Origin of the sequence: Bradyrhizobium sp. AUGA SZCCT0182, assembly GCF_018130185.1 — a bacterium.
Classification (GTDB): domain Bacteria; phylum Pseudomonadota; class Alphaproteobacteria; order Rhizobiales; family Xanthobacteraceae; genus Bradyrhizobium.
Genome location: NZ_JAFCLY010000005.1, coordinates 200,183 through 219,456, shown reverse-complemented (window position 1 = coordinate 219,456; position 19,274 = coordinate 200,183). Strand labels below are relative to the sequence as shown.

The window sequence follows — 19,274 nt, the reverse complement described above, 5'->3', positions numbered from 1 at the left end:
ACCATGAGCCATGTACGCTTCGCGACCGTTCGCGATCTCTTCGACAGTTTTCCCTCAGCCGCCTCCGACGTCGGGGCAGCCAAGGAGGATCTGAATTCGCTGGAATTCCTCAAGTGTCTCGTCGGCGATCAAGAATGGCAGGCCGCCATTTCCTTCTGCGCCTATCTCTTGTCACGCCGGGCGGCCGTAGCCTGGGCAAGCCGGTCCGTACGTCGAATGATGCCGGCGCCGCGGGCGGACGAGGAAAGGTTGCTGGGCTTCGCCGAGGCATGGATTACCGATCCGGAGGAACCCCGCCGACGCAAGGCGCTGTCCGCCGGCACAGTGGGGGATGTCAAATCGCCGGCGACCTGGGTCGCGCTGGCGGCGGGCTGGTCTGGGGGCAGCGTCGTCCCCGAAGAAATGGGTTATGCGCCAGCCGACCCGGAGCAGACCCCAAAGGCCGTTCGCGTGGCTATGTTCATTGCGCTGTCAAGGATCGTTCCTGAGGAAAAACAACGGGTAATGACGGCGTGCCTGCATGATGGTATTCAACTTGCCAGCGGTGGGCAGGGCTCGCCTCTGTAGCAGGAATATTGATGGCCCTTCGCCTTAGTATTGAGAACGTTCCGAGCTTACCGGACGGCGGACCGGTCTCTTTCAGCCTGTCCGGAGGTCGCTCGATCGATATCGGCAGGGATCAGCATCTCGATTGGACGCTGCCTGATCCGACCCGGTTCATTTCCGGCAAGCATTGCGAAATTCACTGGCGCGATAACAGCTACTGGTTGCACGACGTCTCGACCAACGGGACCTTCCTATACGGGTCGGACCAACGTGTCCGGAGCCCCCATCAGCTGAAGGATGGTGATCGTCTCGTCATCGGCCACTATATCGTTGCGGTCGCAATTGGCGAGGACGGACGATCGCCGCTCCAAAAAGGCCAAGTGTCCGCGCAAGCAAAAAGCAACCAGCAGCATGCAGCTTATCCGGAACTATGGAATATGGACCGGGATGCGCCGCCACCGGTCGACAGATATCAGATTCGAGCGCCACACGAAGCGGCTCGCCCTCTGAGTCCGGACTTTCTGGACTGGGCGGCAAGCGTACCGGAGGCCGAGGTCAGGCCTGCACGATCGAGGTCGCCGGCACCTCCGGTCGATCCCAATCCCGATATGGACTGGGCGAGCGGACCAACCTCGCGCTCGAATGCCCCGGTCGAAAGACCCTCGTCGCTCGCAACCCCCCGCCGGCCAATCTGGAAGGACGAGGAGCGGATAGAGCCGGAGAGCAACCCGTTCGTGGGGGCTCAGGCTAAGGCTGGCCCCCAGACGCAGACTGTCGAGGTTTCGCCGAGGAGACGGCTATCTATAGAGCCGCTGCCGAGCGCCGAAGCTGATCAAGTACCGACGCCGCGCGGTTCGGACCCGCAGGCGGATGGCCAAGACTTCATGCACAGGGTTGCTCGGGCAGCGGCGCTTCCCGAAGACTTTTTCGACGGCAAGGATACGGGCCAGTTAGCGGAGCAGCTCGGGGGGCTGATGCGGATATCGGTCAGCAACTTGATGTCGCTCCTGCAGGCCCGCAACGAAGCGAAACGACTAACCCGCAGCACCACGCATACCACGATCCAAGCGACCGAGAATAACCCACTCAAGTTTTCGCCCACAGCCGAGGACGCGATGCGCATCCTCTTCGGTCCCAAGACCCACAGCTACATGGAGGCTCGCAAGGCGTTCGAGCAGGGCTTCACCGATTTGAAGTTCCATCAGCTCAAAACTTATGCCGCAATGCAACATGCCGTATCCATGTTGGTCGCCGATTTCGACCCAGCTGAAATCACAAAGGGCGTCGCCGAGCAGGAGGGGACGCTAGACAAACTGAGATCGCGGAAGAGCCGCCAATGGGATGCCTTCGTTACGCGATGGAAAGCGAGCCTGGGGCGGGAACCCGGGGCCGCTGTCGAGGCGTTTATGCTCCACTTTGCAGATTATTACGACAAAGATAATCGGTAGTGGCTATGATCTCGTACCCGAGTCAGGCTCGGAAAGATGCCGAACGGAAGATTTTAAGATGTCGTGGTACAGCAAGGTCTTCTGGTCGGAGGGGTTGTTTCTACGCCCGCATCACCTCCAGCAGAACGATCGTTATCTGGAGCATCTGATAGAGAAACGCGTGCGTCACGTCACGCCGTACCCGTGGGGTTTCAACCAGCTCGAGATAGATCAGGACCTGGCACAGCAAAGCAAATTCGCAGTACGATCTGCCAGCGGCATGATGTCGGACGGAACGCCCTTTGACATTCCGGGTGACAGCCCGATTCCAGACGCGATCGACGTCCCCGACGGGGCCGCCGGGCAAATCGCCTGGTTGATGATGCCAGTTGCAGCGCCGAACACCCGCGAGGTCGACGAGCTCGCCGCCGAAAGTGCAAGTCGATACATACGATCTGCCGAAACGTTCATCGACTCCACATCGTCTTTGAGGATTGAAGAAGAAGTCGAAATAGCACTGCCGCGCCTCTCCTTCGAGCTGCGCAAGACGGCCAAACCCGGCTATATGGGACTTGCTATCGCTCGCATTCTTGAAGTGCGCGACAAGAACGTTCTGTTTGATGACCGGTTCGTCCCGCCGATGCTCGTGTGTTCGGCCCATCCGGTCATTGATGGGTGGCTCAACCGGATCATCGGATGGATCGAAGCCAAACTGGAGGAGTTGGCGCGATATGCCGTCGACCCATCCTCGGGAGGCGGGTTGCAGAGCGTGGACTATTTCGTCCTCCAACTGCTAAATCGGCAGATCCCGGCCTTGATCCATTTACAGCGTTCCGGCTACGTCCATCCGGAACGCCTGTACGATGAGCTACTGCGCCTGGCGGGAGAGCTGGCCACCTTTGCTACGACGGAGCGCAGGGCACGCGACTATCCACCCTATGATCACGACAATCTGGAGATTGTCTTCGCGCCGCTGGTTCGTGACATCCAGGAGTTCTTGGGTGCGCGGCTGGGGCGCAGGGCGATTCGTCTCGAAGTCATCGAGCGCGCTCAGAACGCGTTCGTGTCCCCGATCCGTGACCGCTCGCTATTCCGAAACGCGACATTCGTCCTGGAGGTGGCAGCCCGCCGTCCGCTGGTCGAAATTCAGAACGACTTCCCTCACCTGTTCAAGGTAGGGCCGAGCACCAAAATGAACGAAATCGTGCACGCGAACTTGCCCGGCATCCCGCTTGTGCATCTGCCAACACCCCCCCCCCACATTCGAGCAATCACCGATCACGTCTATTTTTATTTGGACAGGAAGTCGGCGCTCTGGCCTGATTTCAGCAACGCTGCATCAATTGGCATGCATTTTTCGGGAGACTGGCCTGAGCTGGAACTTTACCTCTGGGCAATCTTAGAAGATCGGCGATGAGCGAAAGGGACAAACCAGTAAACCCATTCGGCCGGAGCGAGCGGACCATCATACGTCCCAATCCTGGGGGACGACTTCCTGCCAATCCGCCAACCTATCCCTCCGCTGATCCTTCGGCCGGTCAAAATGCACGCAGCCCGTTCTCTCCTTTGCCGCTTACAGACAGCCCGTCCTCGCAGCCTCCGTCGGCATCTCAATACCAACCCGTCCCGCAGCCGGCTGGGCCAGTGGTGGCTCCCAATCCTTCTTCCGCTGCCGCTCCTACGACGCCGGCGACTGAGGACTGGATCTCATCGCAAAACCAACAATTACAGCGTCCGGAGCTGCCATCAGCCCCGGTACTGCGCGTCGATGATCTTGTGGCGCCGAACGCAAACCCTATCATGCGAGCTGCCGGACCTTTGCTCCAAGTCCTGGGTCGGCTCCGCGTAGCACTTCTGCGCGCATCCTTTGCCAGCCTGATGGAGCAGGTCGCCGATGCCATCCAGTTCTTCGAAAGGGACATCCGCTCTGCTGGCATTTCCGGACAACAGGCCAATACAGCCAAATATATTCTCTGCGCGACAGCCGACGATATCGTTCAGCATATTCCGACGGAGGATCGTCACGTGTGGGCGCAGTACAGCATGCTGAGCCGCTTCTTCGGCGAGCGCGTCGGCGGCGTCAGATTCTTCGAGATACTGGATCGTCTCAAAACCGATCCGCTAACCAACTATCCCGTTCTCGAACTTCAGCACGCCTGCCTTGCCCTTGGGTTCCAGGGCATGCACCGCACCTCGGCGGCGGGACCGGCGGGCCTGCAATTGATTCAGCGCAACTTGTACGAACTGCTGCGTCAGGTTCGCCCCCGCGTGATGCGTGATCTGTCACCGCATTGGCGCGGCCAGGCTCTGTCAGGCAGGCGAGTGCGTATTTCGATTCCGGTCTGGCTCGTCGCATCGGTCGCCGCCGCGCTGCTCTTGGCGGGCTTCATCACACTGCGGACCCGGCTGACGTCTGGCTCGGAAGCGGCAGCACAACTCGCGTTCTCGCTGCATCCGTCCGACAAGATCGAACTCAAGCGCAAGATCGTCGCGCAGCCACCACCGCCCCCTCCGCCGCCTCCGCCTACGACCCCAGAGCGGCTTACGCAACTTCAACGGATCCGTAACGCGCTCTCCAAGGAGAACACACCGTGCAAGATGACGGCTGATCAGACTGCCGCTTACATCGTGATTCGCGTCTGCAATTTGATCTTGTTCGACTCGGGCAAGGCTACGGTGCTCGACGCTTTCAAGCCGGTCGCCGCCAGAATTGCGGCTACGCTCGAGAAAGAGCCCGGCAAGATTCGCGTTGTGGGCCATACCGATAACACTCCGATCAGCACCACGCGCTTTGCGTCAAACTACGTTCTATCGCTTGAGCGGGCCAAGGCGGTCGCCGCAGTCTTGAAGCAGGGCCTGTCCGATCCGGCGCGTGTCGAGGTCGAAGGCAAGGCGGCGGATGCCTCTATCGACACGAACTCCACTTCCGAGGGCCGCGCAAACAACCGGCGAGTCGAAATTTCGATTGCTCGAAGCGAATAGAAAAGGGTTCAAGAAGGCCAAAAGATGCTGGGGAAGGAGATTATTCGCATTGTTCTTTATGGAATCGGTCTCGGATCGCTCTCGGCCGTTGTGTATTTTGCAGGACCGTTGATCGCGATCGGTGACTGGCGTCCTCTCGAAAATTACATCATTCGGGACATCGTAATTCTGCTGCTTATGACGGCGGCTGCAGGTCTTGGCGGCTTCACCTTCTACAAGCGGCAAAAGGGGGCGCAGAAGATCGCCGACGGGATCGCCGGCGAGGAGGGGCCAATCGACGATGAGCCACTTCTCAAGGAGCGGATGAAGGATGCGCTCGCAACCCTGAAAACCGCCAATAGCGGCAAATCCGGCTATCTTTACGATCTGCCTTGGTATGTGATCATAGGACCGCCCGGTTCGGGCAAGACAACGGCTCTCGTGAACTCCGGTCTGAAATTCCCTCTCGCGCACGGCCAAACTCCGGCAGCAGTTGCTGGCATCGGCGGCACCCGCTACTGCGACTGGTGGTTCACCGAAGAGGCGGTTCTGATCGATACCGCCGGACGCTACACCACGCAGGATTCCGATGCCAGGTCCGACAAGCAGAGCTGGCTCTCGTTTTTGGATCTTTTGAAGAAGAATCGTCCGCGCCAACCAATCAACGGCGTGATCGTGGCTATCAGCGTCGAGGACCTCTTGACTCTATCGGCCGCCGAAATCAGCGCGCATGCGACCGCCATTCGTGCACGATTGCTCGATCTGCATCAGCGTTTGAAGGTAGACTTTCCAGTCTATGCGCTGTTTACCAAGACCGACCTCGTTGCAGGGTTCACCGAGTACTTCAGTTATCTAAATGAGACGGGGCGCCGTCAGGTGTGGGGCGCGACGTTTCAGACCGCTAACAAGAAGCAGAACATGGTCAGCGAGGTCGCCACCCAATTCGACCAATTGCTCGAATGGTTGAGCGAGGAGACTATCGATCGCCTTCAGGAAGAGCCGGCGCCGAACAACCGGGTATCGCTATTCGGCTTCCCTGCCCAGATGGCCCGCCTCAAGACCACCGTTTCGAATTTTCTCACGCAGATATTCGAGCCCACGCGCTACCACGTCAACGCCACGCTCCGCGGGTTCTACTTCACCTCGGGTACGCAGCAGGGCACCCCCATCGATCAACTGGTAGGATCGCTTGCTCGGACATTCGGCGCGGAACAGATCGCCTCCACCAGCCATTCAGGAACGGGCAAGAGCTTCTTTCTCACGGATCTGATCTCCAAGGTCATTATAGGTGAGGCAGACTGGGTCTCTACCGATTGGGCTGCCATCCGACGGGCGCTGATCCTGAAAACGACAGCCTTCAGCTTGATCGGCCTCATCTCAGTCGGACTAGGTCTGGCCTGGCTGACTAGCTACAAGCAGAACCGTGCCCTAATCGCACAAAACGAGCAGGCTGATGAAGAATACAGTTCCGCGGCCGCTCCCCTCTTGAAGCAGACCGTGATCGACGATCGCGAGTTGCACAAGGTGCTTCCCCTGCTGCATCAATTGCGGAACACGCCTGTCGGATACGGCACGCGAAAGGTCCCGACGCCGCGATCTGCAGAATTCGGTCTCAGTCAGCGGGACAGGCTGCAATCCTCTTCCGAGATTGCCTATCACACCGCGCTTGAACGACTATTCAGGCCACGGCTGCTCTATCGTCTTGAGGAACAGCTGAACGGGCGCATCGCCGACGGCGGCTTTGTCTACGAGGCCTTGAAGGTCTACATGATGTTGGGTGGCCAGCATCCGGAGGACAAGGAGCTGATAAAATCTTGGATGCAGCGCGATTGGGCCGAGAACCTCTATCCCGGACCAACCAATGCAGAAGGGCGGAAGCTTCTAGAAGAACATCTGATCGCGATGTTCGATCTGGAAAGGGAGGATCCACCGCTCGTCGAGCTCGACGGTCGACTCGTTCTCGAAGCCCAGAAAACATTGGCCCGCCTCAGCGTCGCGCAGCGTGCTTACCAGCTACTAAAATCAGAGGGGCGCGGCGCGGAGAGCAACGATTGGAACGTCGCGCGCAAGGGCGGGCTCGACGTCGCGAACGTTTTCGAAGGCGACAAGGGTCAAGCGCTCGAGAGCATTAGTGTGCCGGCGTTTTTCACCTATGACGGGTTTCAGGACAAGTTTATCGTCAAGCTCGCCGATCTGTCAGATCGCATGAAAAAGGAACGGTGGGTCCTGGGCGAGGCCGGCGAGCAGGCCGCGCTCAACCAACAATACGAGAACCTCGCCAGCAACCTACTCGATCTCTATGGCAATGACTTCATCGCCGCTTGGCGCAATGCGTTGTCCAAGCTCAGGATGAAGAAGTTGCTCGCCGACAAGCCGAAATATCAAGCGCTTAGAGCTGTGTCCGCACCGACATCCCCGCTTCGCCTCATCCTGGAATCAATGCGCGACGAAACCATGCTCACTCGCGAGCGAGCCAAGCCTGCAAATGCGGGGACTGCGTCCACACAGGACAACAAGGCAGGTGCCAAAGCCGCCACGATCGCGCTTCTGTTCAACACCCAGGACGGGCCGCCCGGCGCCAAAATTGAATCGCAGTTCAAGCCGTACCACCTGGTCCTAGAAGGCGACAGCACGCGCCGGCCGATCGATTCCATCATTGCCAACCTTAATGATATCGCGCAGAGCCTGACGCTGATCACCGAGAATCCATTACTGACCGCGCAGGCGACGGCAGCCCTTCAGAACCAGGTTGCCGCGCTAAAAAATAACGCATCGCGTGTACCACCGCCGTTCTCCGATATGCTGCGAGGGGCGGCGGCCGAATTCGAAACTGATATGGCCTCGGCCACGGCAGGACAGTTGCAGGTAATGCTGCGCGACCAGGTCACCCCGGCATGCCAGCAAATCGTCCTGAACCGTTACCCGTTCGTCCGCGGCAGCAACCAAGAAGTGCCCCTGGGCGACTTCTCTAAACTGTTCAGTCCGAACGGCGTACTCGACAAGTTCTTCACGCAGTCGCTGGCGCCTTATGCCGACACATCAAAACCAGAATGGGCCTGGCGGAAGGAGAGTCCAGTGGGCAGCACACTGTCGGCCGAATCGCTCAAGCAATTCCAGCGCGCAGCCTATATTCGTGACGCCTTCTTTCAAACCGGCGGCAACCAACCTGCCGTCGCATTGGCTGTGCAGCCTCCCGTGATCACCGGACCGGGTGCAAGCGCCAAAATCGAAATCGGCGGAACAACGATTATGAGCCCGAATCCCCAACCCCCGGGTGGTGGCTTCCTATCCTCCCAGCCCGCTCCCGCTCAGCCCGTGAACAATCCGCCAACCAATGTGCAATGGCCCGGTCCTTCGATGAGGACCGCCATTTCCGTCACGAATGATTCGTCGGGCCAGCCCTCGATTCTCGAGCGCACCGGTCCATGGTCGTTATTCCGCTTGCTCGAAGCCGGCTCGATGTCGGCACGTGCCGAGACGGCGACCGCGACCTTTATCGTGGCCGGCCGCGAGCTCAAGTATCAGATCACCACCGGCTCTATCAAAAATCCATTGAATCTCAGCGCCGTGCGTGAGTTTCGATGCCCGAGCGGATTGTAGGATGCGGTGCTGTCTATTTGGCAAACTCTCCGCCAAGCGCGATTTTATTGCGCTAGCGACGCCACGTAAGTTCCTCGAAGTCTGGGAGCCTTGGATGCAGGCCTGCATGTCGGCAAGCCAACATCAGCTTGGCCAGGATTGGCAAAGCGCCTATCTGACTGCACCGCTGTGGCGGTTCTGGCTTGGAGCAGATCTGTCGGGCTCGACAGTAACGGGAGTTTTCATGCCGTCGGTCGATGGGGTCGGCCGGTATTATCCCCTCACATTGTTAGCCGTTGCGGAATCCGCCCTCTCCCTCCCACCGCCGGACCTCGACGCCCAGGAATCTTGGTTTGCTACAGCCGAAGCGTTCTTGCTTTCAACGCTGGACAGGGAAAGATCGTTCGAAGAGATCACCGCAGCGCTCGACGCCCTGCCGGTACCACGCGTCGAGCCAACGGTGAACGCCTCTGGCGAGTTTTTGCAACTTGGCGACACGATCACTGGCATCTTCTCCATTGGCAGATCCTTTCAGACCGCAATAACAGCCTTGCGCGCGAACAATCATGCAACCTCAGCCGCGGCGAGCTTCTGGTGGACCGAAGGCGGCGGTGATTTCCCGCCCATGGCGCTCGCATCTCGGGGTTTGCTGGATCCGTTCCGTTACTCGACTATTCTGACCGGAAAGCCTACCTAAGCTTGCCGATTGTGCCTGAAGGTAAGAGCGCAGATGGATCGATCGTCCTATATCTTCGATGCCGGCGCCATGACCCATCCTGGGAATGTGAGGCCACGCAACGAAGATGCGTTGCTGGCGCGAGCGGATGTCGGCCTCTGGGCTGTTGCCGACGGCATGGGAGGCCATGATGCCGGAGACCTGGCCAGCCAACTGGTCATCCAGGCTCTCGACGGAATTTCGGATGCGACGACGGCGCTGCAACTCCTTGAGGAAACCGAGACCCGGGTTTTAGAGGCCAATCGCAAAATCATCGACGTGAGTCGCCAGCGCAGTGGAGGCCTCATGGGATCGACGGTCGCCATTCTGCTGATCTCGGAGGATCACTATGCCTGCCTATGGGCAGGGGACAGCCGGCTGTACCTGGTGCGCCACGGCGTCGTGAGGCAGGTGTCCCGTGATCATACCGAGGTCGAGGAAATGGTTGCGAGCGGCGCTATTACGTCGGAGGAAGCACGGAATTGGCCACAAAACGTCATCACCCGGGCCATCGGCGTTCATGAGAAGCCGGAGCTTGAGATCGTCACGGGCGCCTTTGAGGAGTCCGACGTCTTTGTTCTTTGCAGTGACGGCCTGACCAAGCACGTTTCGGATGAGGAGATACTCCGGCAGGTTTCCGCTGATAACGCACAAATCTCTTGCGAGGCCCTGGTCCACCTTGCCTTGGAGAGGGGCGGATACGACAATGTCACGGTCATTGTCATCCGGCCACTGCGCAAGATGACGTCCGACGATCGCGCGATGGTAAGTCCTGCGGAAGGCTTGCCGACGACGGACGTTTGGGAGTGACGAGGTGAAACCCAACGATCCATTCCAATCGAACCATGGCGTCGGTGTCGGCACGCGGCTCAACGGAATCTATGAAATCGATCACATGATCGGCGCCGGCGGTATGGGCGAGGTCTACAAAGGTCACGAAATCCAGACCGGAACAGCCGTCGCCATCAAGATGCTGCTGCCTGACATGGCATCGAACGAGGCTGCGCTCGCACTGTTCAGGCGAGAGGCTTCAGCTCTTCACTATTTGATGCATGACGCTATCGTTCGCTATTTCGTTTTCACAGTCGAGCCGGTCCTCCAACGTCCCTATCTCGCTATGGAATATGTCGACGGTCGGTCGCTGGCCGACGTTGTGAACGAAGAACCCCTTACCCTCGAAGCACTGCTTTGCCTTACCAAGCGCGTAGCTTCCGGCCTGAAGGCCGCACACGAGCGGGGCATCATTCACCGCGATGTTTCGCCCGACAACATAATCATCCCAAGAAGCGACGTCGCACGCGCCAAGATTATTGATTTCGGGATCGCGCGCTCGACTCAGCTTGCGGATGCCACCATCATCGGGTCCGGCTTTGCCGGCAAGCACAACTACGTTTCACCCGAACAGATCGGTCTGTACAGCGGCGACGTCACCGCACAGTCAGACGTCTACAGCCTCGGCCTCGTGCTGTTCTTTGCGCTGACTGGCCAAAAGCTCGACATGGGAGGAACCCAGTTCCAGCTTGTCGAAAAACGCCGACGCCTCCCCGATCTCGGAGCCATCGACGCGCGTATCCGTCCGTTGTTCGAACAGATGCTTCAGCCGGATCCGAAAGACCGGCCGACCATGGCTCAGATCGAAAACTGGGATATTGGCACAGCCCCCAAGATCATCTGGCCGGGGCAATTGGAGCACCCCAGCAAGCCTGCAGCGCCATCTCAGCTAACGCCGAAGCCGAAACGCGGCTGGGTCCGTTACGCCGCGCTCGCTGCGGTGGGGCTTCTGGTGGTCGGATCCTGCTCAGCCGCCTATTACTATTTCATCTGGAACGCCACGATAGCGGTTGCACCGCCCCCCATCCCGGCGCTGAAGCAAGGGCAGACAGCATCGCGGCCTCCCGACGGCGGGCTTACGTCCAAAGAGACGTCAAAGGATATCGGCGTCAAACCGCCGGACAGTCCAGCCCAAAGTGATCTCGCCCGTCGCTTCCTCCAACAGTATGATGGCGGGGATTGCTTCTTCATCATGCCGGTCGCGGTTGGCTCGAGCGCTGCTGTCGTCGAAGGATTTGGAGCCTCCACGACGGCCTTCGAGGCCCTGGACAGATCGTTCAAGAAAAGCCAAGGGTTCGAAGCATCGATCGGAATTCGTCTGGTCACGCCGCCGCAATGTCCTGCAATCACCTTCCTCAACAAGGTACGCGGGGATGTCGCGCGCGCACCTAGGATCTCGTTGGGATCGGTGAAGATCCGGCCCAACGAAACTCTCACCGGCAATGTGGAGAATTTCGCCAACAGGGTTGTCGAGTTGCTACTGGTCTCAGAGGACGGGCAGGTCCAGAACTTGTCATATTACCTGAGGCCGGGCACGGATGCGCTCTCCTTCTCCATTGAGATGAAGCGTTCCGAAAGTGGACTTGGATCGAACGTGCCTCAGCTGATCATGGCGGTTGCTACACCGCGCGTGCTCGATTCGCTGCGGCAGCCACGGCCGACGCCTGCGGACCAGTTCTTCCTCCAAGTCCTCAGTGAGGCGCAACGCACCAACCTGAACATCAACGCTTCAGCGCGGTACGTCACGATTCAGAAATAGTTCGAATGACTTTCCATTGGTTAACCGCCGATAATGACAAGCGGGGCGCCTGTGACGATCACGCCGCCATGGGCGGTGTTGTCTCCGATACGGGCCGCCGGGCTGCCGCCAATGAAGACGGTCGCAGACCCCTTGACGATCGTGTCGATCGGCCCGACGCAGGTACAGAGGTCGCCTACCCGAGCCGCTGGCATACCGGACACAATCACGGTCGGGCAACATGCCGGTATTATGGGACCTCCGACATGAGGGACAAGCGCCGTGACCATAGGACAGGTGTGCATATCCGTTATTCGGGCGGACGGTGGCATCGGTGATCCTCGTAAGGGCAACCGGGAGGGTTGCCGCTTTGGCGTGATCGGTCAACTGGTTCATGCCGGCTCGGGTAAGGCCATCCCCATCGTGACTTCGGCACAAGGCTCGTTGCCAGCCTTCTCGCGTTGGCCTATGATCTGTATTCATAAGGTGATTTGGAGCGGTCATTCCGCGACGTGTAGGGGCGTGATGTCGAGGCTGCTAAGATCAGCGGTCCTGGCGCTTCTGGGTGTTTTAACCCTGGCGACTAATCATGCCTACGCGGTTGAAAGGCGCGTTGCGTTGGTGGTCGGCAACTCCGACTATAAAGATTCCTCCCTTACTCTGGCCAACCCCAAGAACGATGCGGGCGCGATCGCTGATGTCCTGCGCGGTCTTGAGTTCGAAGTCCAACTCGTCACCAACGTCGGCAAGCGAGACATGGATGGCGTCTTGGAGAAGTTTGCTCGGCTGTCGGTGACCGCCGACACGGCGCTGTTCTTCTACGCTGGCCATGCCATTCAATACCAAGGCAAGAATTTTCTGATGCCTGTGGATGCGCAGTTGGAGGACGAGATCAGCATTCGGTACAATCTGCTTTCGATCGACGATGTACGAACGACGCTGGATCGCGCGAGCGGCGTCAAGATTATGATTCTCGACGCTTGCCGCAACAATCCGATCGCTGACCGGCTCAACAGGATTGCGAGCGGTGGTCAGGCGCGCGGTGTATCCGCGACTCGAGGCCTCGCGCGGATCGACAAAACGCAAGGCATGGTGATCGCTTACGCCACGGCGCCGGACGACGTCGCGCTTGACGGCGTCAACTCCAACCACAGTCCCTTCAGCTCGGCTCTCATCAAGGTGATGCGGGAGCCCGGCCTGGAGATCGGAACACTGTTCCGACGGGTCGCGCGCGATGTGAACGACGCAACCGGCGGGCGGCAGCGGCCGGAGACCTCGATCAGCCTGTTAAGCGACTACTATCTGAATCAATCAGACCGCAGGATCTGGGAAGAAATTCGCGAGAGTGCGGACATCCCCCAGATTCGCGAATTCCTGCGCCGTTATCCGAACTCGATTAGCGCACTGGATGCGAAATACCGGCTCGAAGTGCTGGAACGCGCCAAGCGGGACCGCGAAGACGAGCAGATCCGTATCCGCCGCGAGGCCTTGCAGAAAGAGCTGGAGGAGCAGGAGGCCGCGACCCGCGCCGAGATCGAGCGCCTGAAACAGGAGCGGAAGCAGGCCGATACGCTGGCGGCCTCGAAAGAAGCGCAGCGTAAGCGAGACGAACAGGCGCAGCTTACGGCGCTCGAGGAGCAGCGCAAGAAGGACCAGCAGGAGCAGGCTGAGCGCATTGCGCGACAACAACGCGAGGAACAGCAGCGCCTGGCGAAGTTGGACGAAGACCGCAAGAATGCTGAAAAAGCACTGGCCGAGAAGAAGGAGGCCGAGCAGCGCCGTCTGGCTGCCGAGAAGCTTGCCGCTTTAGAACAAGAGCGGGTGAAAGCGCAGCAAGAAGTCGCAGCCCGGGAGGAAGCGAGACGAAAAGAAGAAGAGGCCCGGAAGAAGGCCGAAGAGACCTGCAGGGCCGAGCAGTCCAGAGTCGATGCCGCCGGCCGCGACGAAGCCAAGCTCAAGCTGTTCATCGTCTCTTCAGCTTGCGCCGACGCCAAGGTGCGTGCGCAGAGCGTCGTCGCTGCCCTGGCCGCTGAGCGTGAGCAGGCGCAGAGGGCCTGTGAATCCGAGGGTAAGCAACTCGCTGCCCTTGCCAAGGCGCCGGGCACCAAGGAAGCCCGTGGCAAGCTGCTCGATCTTCAATCCTCACTGACCTGCACCAACCTTGCACCCAAATTCGTCGAGGCGCTGGCGCAGGTGAATCTGGAGATCAAGCGCGGCGTGATCCGCAGTTCGCAAGCCGAGCTGCGTCGGCTCGGCTGCTATCGCGGCGCGGAAAATGGCGATCTCACCGAAGCAACCAAGGATGCGCTGAAGAAAGTGTACGCCTCCCTTGGCAAGCCGAGCAACAGCCTGGACGTAGACGATGCAGTTCTGTCCGACCTGAAAAAGGCGGAAGCCCCGATCTGCACGCCCCCGAAGGTGGAACCGGAAGAAAAGCCCGTGGTGAGCCGGCCATCGAGGACCAAGGCGGTATCACGTCCAAACCACCGCCCGGTTCGCGAAGACCATCCGGCGCCTGCGCCTACGGTCCGCGCTGAATCCCGGCCGGCGCCGGCGCCTCGCGTTGAATCCCGACCGTCGGGCGGCGGCGGTGCCATGCTCGGCATAGGCTTCTAAGTTAGCGCCGATCAGAATTTCCCGACGAACAGCACCTTGATATCACGCTCTGGCGTGAAGTCGGTCGCAGTGACTTCGAGCGCCTGCTTCGCCGCCCCCGCCGCCAGCTTGCCAGGACAATAGCTAACCAGGTGGCCTCCCCTGTCGATCGACAAATGGAAGCTCTTGATAGGGCCTGCCCAATTGGCCCCCGTCTTCAGGATGTAGCTAACCCGCCGCTCCTGAACCATGGCGCCGCCATCTCGCAACGAGCCCGCAAGCTTGTCGAGTTCCTGAAGAAACTCCTCGCTTACGCAATAATCCTTGCGGTACCGCTCGACCTCCTTCGCCATGGCCTTATTCTGCCGCAGGGTCTTACGCAGGATCGTGTCGGGGCTGGCGCCGACGCTAGGTCGGTAGGTGTGCTCGACAACCACGCCCTTGCCGGGCGGAAAGACCTGCTCCCGGTACACGGCGGTTTTGACGATCCAGCCCGCCGAATAAAGCGCGCGCCCGCGTTCGTCGCTGCCCGCTGGAATCAGCAGCCCATCAGACGCCATCCTGGTCCGGGTCGCTGCGGGAAGCTCGCCAGGCCGGAATTGCTGCGTGCCCAAGGGCAACAGCGGCACCTTCAGCTCGCGCAGTTGAGACGTGACTTCCTTGTCGCCGATGAACGCGCGCTGGTCGACGTTGAACTTGATGGCAGCGCCGTCAACCTTTGTCGCAAAGTCGACGAAGTTAAGCGGGTCGTTCGATGGGAACGACACGCTTTCTCCCTCCGCCAGGTCGATGTCGGGAAGAGGGAAAGCCACGGTGAGCGTCACCGGGGCTGTCGACGTATTGACGAACTCGTAGCGAACGCTGACGCGATCGAGCGATATCCTCAGGTCTTCGCTCCTCATCTCGACATTCGGCGTACGCGCGAAGTGTAGGCCCCCGATCGAAAGCTCAGCCGCGGAGTCGTTCGCAACTGCAGTAGATCCCCCAGCGAATGCCAAACCGATGGCGAGTATGCTTGCGCGAAGCTGATACATCATCGCTCCTGCTGCTATGAGATAAATTTTGCGGCCGCAAGGAGACCGCTATCAATGATTATCGCGGCACCAACCTCATTGTCAAAGACATCCGCGAGAGAGGCGACGCAGAAGACGAAGGGGCGGCTTCCAAGCGCTTCGGCCTGCCTGTTCCAGCGTCGCGGCAATTGCCAATTGGCGGCGGATGTCCGCTGACGATCCTCGCCCGGTCCCCAGGTGGCGCGGCCATACCGCAGATACATCATGGCTTCGGCATAGCAGTTGTCGCATGCCGGCGAGACCTTGGTGCATCCGATCCACGGATTAAACGTGTGGTCGGTCCATTCAATCTTGCTATTTTCAGCCATGGTCAGCCTCACTAGCGCTGCACACATGCGGAGAGGCGGAGCGCATGGGCTCGATGATGTAGCGCCAGCCGCCGCAGTATTCTCGGTCTGCCGGGGCTGCACAGCGTCGATGGGAGCGAAGGCCTATTTGGTCTTCTGCGAGGATTGTCTCTCGGAAATACACGGAAGACCCTTGGGCAATCCTGCGACGCGCGCTGGCTGCCCGCTCTCGGGCATCGGCCAACGGAACACTGGTGGCGCTCCTCAGCCCCATTTCCTTGGCCTTGCCGCGCCATGTAAACCGCCGCATCGATTTGCGGGCAGCGGTCTCCGAAAGAATCAAATAGAGGTTGCCGCCGTCGCTGTATTTGCCTTGCTTCGCGGTTTCGACCTTCTGCGCAGTCAGATCGCCCGCCATCGCCGCCCCTTAGGTCCCCAAATCGATCCCAAATCCCCTATCGGTGCCCCACGTCGCGACAGCCTGAAACCGCTGTCGTGCCCCGAGAATGAGTGTAGACGGCTCGTTTTCCATCGTTCGCCGCTTTGCGCGATGTTCACACGGCGGACTCGTCCGGGAAATCGATCTTGATGCCAGAAGCCGCGCGGCGCATTGCCTTCGTCCTGGTGAGGATGGGCAGCAAGTTGGGGCTGCCGTATCCCTCGAGTGGATCTGTTGCTGCAGGCTGCGACGGAGCGACCGGAAGCTCAAATGCTGCCTCGCCGTTGCGGCGGTAACCGCCAGCGTGTGATCATCGATGCAGCCCTGCACCAAGAATGACATGGGCGCAGTGTAGCCGAGTCTTGGGTTCTCCGACATTCGGGGATTGCGCTGACGACGTGAGGCTAATTGAGGTAGTCGTGAAAGAGCTTTGCGGAGGACTGTGCCTAAGGCTATAGGATGCCGACGACCGTCCCGCTGGCCTGCCGCAGGGCGAACACCTCGATCAGCGCGCCGCGACCCTTGATTTTGTGGTGGCCGCAGGAATCAAAATACTGGCGGCCTTGATCCCATCCCTCGAGAAAGGCGGCACTGACCAGCGCTGGCTGGCCGACCACACGGGTCAACGCTTCGATACCGAAAGCGATGTTAACGGCATCGCCAAGCGCCGTGCTGATGCCCTTGCCCATTGGGCCCATAGCCACGGTCCCAATGTGCATGCCGATGCGGCAGTCAAGCTGGATGTTATGCTGAGCCCTTAACAAGACACGGGTGTTGGACGTCGGCGCAATTTCCACCGCGCGGAGCGCTACGGCCGCGCTCAACGCCCTGACGCGCGTATCGGCGTCAGTGCCGTGCCAATAGGCAAACACGGAGTCACCGATGAATTTGTCGATAGACGCGCCGTATTGCCCAAGGATAGCGTGACAGTCGGCGTACCATTCGCTCAGCAAGTCGGCCAGTTGATTGGGGGAAAGCATCGCGCTGATCCCCGTAAAGTCCTTGAGGTCGGCTACGAACAGCGTGACGTTAACGCTCTTCGGCGCTGGCGTTCCGTTAAGAGGAATCGCCGTCTTCTCGCTCAGCGGCGGATCTTGCGCCTCGGCGAATTCACCTTTCTGGAAAACCAACACCGAGTTGCCGAACTGGATACGGTCGCCATGGCAGAGCGTCCGCGCCGAGGTCAGCGCGACATCGTTCACATAGCTGCCGTTGGCGCTACCGAGATCGACAAGCCAGTAGTTTACGCCTTCGCGCCGGATGGTTGCATGCTGGCGCGAGACGTTGGAATCGCGGAGGCGGACCGTCATACCCTCGCCGCGCCCGATCAGTGTGAAATCTTTAAGCTCGAACACTTCCCCACTCGCCGATTCCTTCAAGAAGGTGGGCATACAAGCGATCCCTAAAGCGATTGGCGGGCCGAAGCGGAGTCGTTCAATCAGCCGCAGGTCATAATGCGACCTTGGGCCGCCGCAGGTCTAGAGAATGTTCGCCGCAACGAAGGTCGTAGAGTACCGTCGCATTTTGAGCCGGAACAGTGGTGAATTAGCAGCCGCGCGTCGTCATGGTCAGCTTGACGATGTAATGCGTAAGGAGCCGTCGCCCGGCGGCATTTCGTTTGCTCATTGCTCTAGGGCATTAGGCGACAGTATCGGCTATGGGAAGAAGTCCCTGAATTCGCCGATGCCCTCCGCCTAATGAGGACGCGCCGACCAGCAGGAGCAGCCGATTTGTCCTTAGTCGGCCTTAGCGTGTTCGCTCTCGACCTGTGGCGCTTGCTGTCGGCGCATCCTCATTGAGAGGTTTGCGTGGTCCGGGATAATGAAAAACCGGTGAGTTCCGAAATGGGAGCCGCACGCAGAGGAGTGCCTACCGTTCACTGTGGCGTCTCGCGCGACCTGCGTTGGGCAGCAACCCTGCCTCGGCCTCGATTTAGCGTGAGAATGTGAAACAGTTCACACTTGAGAATAGCCAGTGATTTAAAGCCCTCATCACCACCCGATTCTGGGAGGTGAACATGTCATCATTTGATAGCCGGAGATTGTGGCCCGCCGTGGATGCAGCTATGTTCGTCACACTCATGTCGTACCACGAGTGGCGATAGGTGAAATCGGTCGAGAATGGTCCCTTGGTGATAAGATAACACGCGCCAAGGAACGGAACTTCGAACTGACGTCGCTTAGCCAAATCTCAGTTTTCTCCGTTTTAAACGTCGCGCCGCTTTCGGGACGGTTTGAGTTAGCTGCCGCTTCCGCCAACATATCAAAAGGTTCGCGGAGGGTGCCGACCACCTCGCCATCCTCCCACGTGCAGTTCGATAGCAGAAAGTTCAACAGACGGCGTTCTTCGCGTGACTCCTGCGCGGCGAACAGCCGTTGAGCGTTGCGGGCGAGGTCGAGCAGTGCGATGCCCTCGTCCTTGTAGGATTTGTCGGCATTCTGGTGTCGCTCGTTTCGCGCTGACAGCGGTTCTGTTCCTCGCGCCACTGGTTCGACATTCTCTCGAAGAAGGCGGTCTCGACCAGCCCGTCGAGCTTGTCGACATACATTGCGTTAATCCGATCCTGCAGCCGCTTGAACTCGGTCTGGTAGCGCCTGATCGCCTCCTCGTGGTCGCGGCGTTCGTCGGCGTGGCTGGCGTGCAGCGCGTCGCGCACCAATTCCAGCACCTCGTCATCAAACTTCAATCGCCCGAGCAGTCCGTGAACTGCGCTTCGAGCGCCTCCTCGCGCACATACTTGCCGGCGGCAGCTAGCGGGGTTGCCCTGGCGTTTATCTGCGTAGCCGGTACAGTGGTAATAGACGTGGCGCTCCTTCTTGATCTCCCCGACCACGGCACAGCCGCAAGCATGGCAGGCGATCGCTGGACCCAAATTGATTTGCATCTTCAGGCGTCGCCGTCTCAGGGATCGCCGGTCAAAAGGCGTTTAGCGCGGCACCTCATCCTCAGGAATCGTGAACTTGTGGCTCTTACCTGCCCGTATCACGAGTTGGTGTTTGCCGCCGTTGGCGAGGCGGGAAACGATGCGCCTGATCCGGCTTTAGGTCGACCGGTACCGGCTCAGGTTTCTCGCTGGCGGACAT

Annotated in this window: 14 protein-coding genes and 1 pseudogene; 9 read left to right on the top strand and 6 right to left on the bottom strand. The window is 59.6% G+C overall.

What is annotated here, in order from left to right; translation table 11 throughout:
- Window positions 1-3 precede the first annotated feature (3 nt).
- The 8 genes from JQ611_RS08420 (at window position 4) to JQ611_RS08385 (ending at window position 11,818) form a co-directional block, all read left to right on the top strand.
- A complete protein-coding gene (locus tag JQ611_RS08420) occupies window positions 4-567 on the top strand; it encodes a DUF6931 family protein (RefSeq protein WP_212465179.1) in 564 nt (187 codons plus the stop codon).
- 11 nt (window positions 568-578) lie between these two features.
- Window positions 579-1,994: a type VI secretion system-associated FHA domain protein TagH gene (tagH, locus tag JQ611_RS08415; RefSeq protein ID WP_212465178.1), complete on the top strand. Its 1,416-nt coding sequence runs from the start codon at window positions 579-581 to the stop codon at window positions 1,992-1,994.
- A gap of 58 nt (window positions 1,995-2,052) precedes the next feature.
- Entirely contained in the window at window positions 2,053-3,390 is a 1,338-nt protein-coding gene (tssK, locus tag JQ611_RS08410) for a type VI secretion system baseplate subunit TssK (RefSeq protein ID WP_212465177.1), read from the top strand.
- A gap of 359 nt (window positions 3,391-3,749) precedes the next feature.
- The gene (tssL, locus tag JQ611_RS08405) at window positions 3,750-4,955 is read left to right on the top strand and encodes a type VI secretion system protein TssL, long form (RefSeq protein ID WP_312011914.1); all 1,206 of its coding nucleotides are present in this window, start codon (window positions 3,750-3,752) and stop codon (window positions 4,953-4,955) included.
- A gap of 24 nt (window positions 4,956-4,979) precedes the next feature.
- Window positions 4,980-8,534 (top strand): type VI secretion system membrane subunit TssM, encoded by a 3,555-nt coding sequence (gene tssM / locus JQ611_RS08400; protein WP_212465175.1) that lies wholly within the window; start codon window positions 4,980-4,982, stop codon window positions 8,532-8,534.
- A gap of 1 nt (window position 8,535) precedes the next feature.
- Window positions 8,536-9,210 (top strand): type VI secretion system-associated protein TagF, encoded by a 675-nt coding sequence (tagF, locus tag JQ611_RS08395; RefSeq protein WP_212465174.1) that lies wholly within the window; start codon window positions 8,536-8,538, stop codon window positions 9,208-9,210.
- Window positions 9,211-9,243: 33 nt separating this feature from the next.
- The gene (locus tag JQ611_RS08390; protein ID WP_212465173.1) at window positions 9,244-10,038 is read left to right on the top strand and encodes a PP2C family serine/threonine-protein phosphatase; all 795 of its coding nucleotides are present in this window, start codon (window positions 9,244-9,246) and stop codon (window positions 10,036-10,038) included.
- Window positions 10,039-10,042: 4 nt separating this feature from the next.
- Window positions 10,043-11,818 carry a serine/threonine-protein kinase gene (locus JQ611_RS08385; RefSeq protein ID WP_212465172.1) on the top strand — a complete coding sequence of 592 codons (1,776 nt, stop codon included), beginning with the start codon at window positions 10,043-10,045 and terminating at the stop codon, window positions 11,816-11,818.
- Window positions 11,819-11,838: 20 nt separating this feature from the next.
- Here JQ611_RS08385 and JQ611_RS41630 read toward each other — a convergent pair whose 3' ends face one another.
- Window positions 11,839-12,087 (bottom strand): PAAR domain-containing protein, encoded by a 249-nt coding sequence (locus tag JQ611_RS41630; protein ID WP_283816743.1) that lies wholly within the window; start codon window positions 12,085-12,087, stop codon window positions 11,839-11,841.
- Between JQ611_RS41630 and JQ611_RS08375 the strand changes: the two genes are divergently transcribed.
- Complete coding sequence (locus tag JQ611_RS08375; protein WP_312011896.1) at window positions 12,080-14,413, top strand: caspase family protein; 2,334 nt, start codon at window positions 12,080-12,082, stop codon at window positions 14,411-14,413. The genes JQ611_RS41630 and JQ611_RS08375 overlap by 8 nt on opposite strands.
- Before the next feature lie 11 nt (window positions 14,414-14,424).
- On the opposite strand, the gene JQ611_RS08370 is transcribed toward JQ611_RS08375, so the two are convergent.
- From JQ611_RS08370 to JQ611_RS08350, 5 genes and pseudogenes are all read right to left on the bottom strand, one after another.
- A complete protein-coding gene (locus JQ611_RS08370) occupies window positions 14,425-15,426 on the bottom strand; it encodes a DUF4424 domain-containing protein (RefSeq protein WP_212465169.1) in 1,002 nt (333 codons plus the stop codon).
- A 65-nt stretch (window positions 15,427-15,491) separates the two neighbouring features.
- Window positions 15,492-15,773, bottom strand: a pseudogene (locus JQ611_RS08365) (DUF5131 family protein); the annotation flags it as partial.
- Window positions 15,766-16,170, bottom strand: a complete 405-nt coding sequence (locus JQ611_RS08360; RefSeq protein ID WP_212465167.1) for an integrase arm-type DNA-binding domain-containing protein — start codon at window positions 16,168-16,170, stop codon at window positions 15,766-15,768. The pseudogene JQ611_RS08365 and the gene JQ611_RS08360, both read right to left, overlap by 8 nt.
- A gap of 473 nt (window positions 16,171-16,643) precedes the next feature.
- On the bottom strand, window positions 16,644-17,582 hold the full coding sequence (locus JQ611_RS08355; protein ID WP_212465166.1) for an adenylate/guanylate cyclase domain-containing protein: 939 nt from the start codon (window positions 17,580-17,582) through the stop codon (window positions 16,644-16,646).
- A gap of 938 nt (window positions 17,583-18,520) precedes the next feature.
- Entirely contained in the window at window positions 18,521-18,877 is a 357-nt protein-coding gene (locus JQ611_RS08350) for a hypothetical protein (protein WP_212465165.1), read from the bottom strand.
- Between the last annotated feature and the right edge of the window lie 397 nt (window positions 18,878-19,274).

What these genes read in the sequence shown, in the direction of transcription:
- JQ611_RS08420 (WP_212465179.1), top strand. Translation starts at nt 4, where the DNA reads ATGAGCCATGTACGCTTCGCGACCGTTCGCGATCTCTTCGACAGTTTT.
- tagH (WP_212465178.1), top strand. Translation starts at nt 579, where the DNA reads ATGGCCCTTCGCCTTAGTATTGAGAACGTTCCGAGCTTACCGGACGGC.
- tssK (WP_212465177.1), top strand. Translation starts at nt 2,053, where the DNA reads ATGTCGTGGTACAGCAAGGTCTTCTGGTCGGAGGGGTTGTTTCTACGC.
- tssM (WP_212465175.1), top strand. Translation starts at nt 4,980, where the DNA reads ATGCTGGGGAAGGAGATTATTCGCATTGTTCTTTATGGAATCGGTCTC.
- tagF (WP_212465174.1), top strand. Translation starts at nt 8,536, where the DNA reads ATGCGGTGCTGTCTATTTGGCAAACTCTCCGCCAAGCGCGATTTTATT.
- JQ611_RS08390 (WP_212465173.1), top strand. Translation starts at nt 9,244, where the DNA reads ATGGATCGATCGTCCTATATCTTCGATGCCGGCGCCATGACCCATCCT.
- JQ611_RS41630 (WP_283816743.1), bottom strand. Translation starts at nt 12,087, where the DNA reads ATGGTCACGGCGCTTGTCCCTCATGTCGGAGGTCCCATAATACCGGCA.
- JQ611_RS08370 (WP_212465169.1), bottom strand. Translation starts at nt 15,426, where the DNA reads ATGTATCAGCTTCGCGCAAGCATACTCGCCATCGGTTTGGCATTCGCT.
- JQ611_RS08360 (WP_212465167.1), bottom strand. Translation starts at nt 16,170, where the DNA reads ATGGCGGGCGATCTGACTGCGCAGAAGGTCGAAACCGCGAAGCAAGGC.
- JQ611_RS08355 (WP_212465166.1), bottom strand. Translation starts at nt 17,582, where the DNA reads ATGCCCACCTTCTTGAAGGAATCGGCGAGTGGGGAAGTGTTCGAGCTT.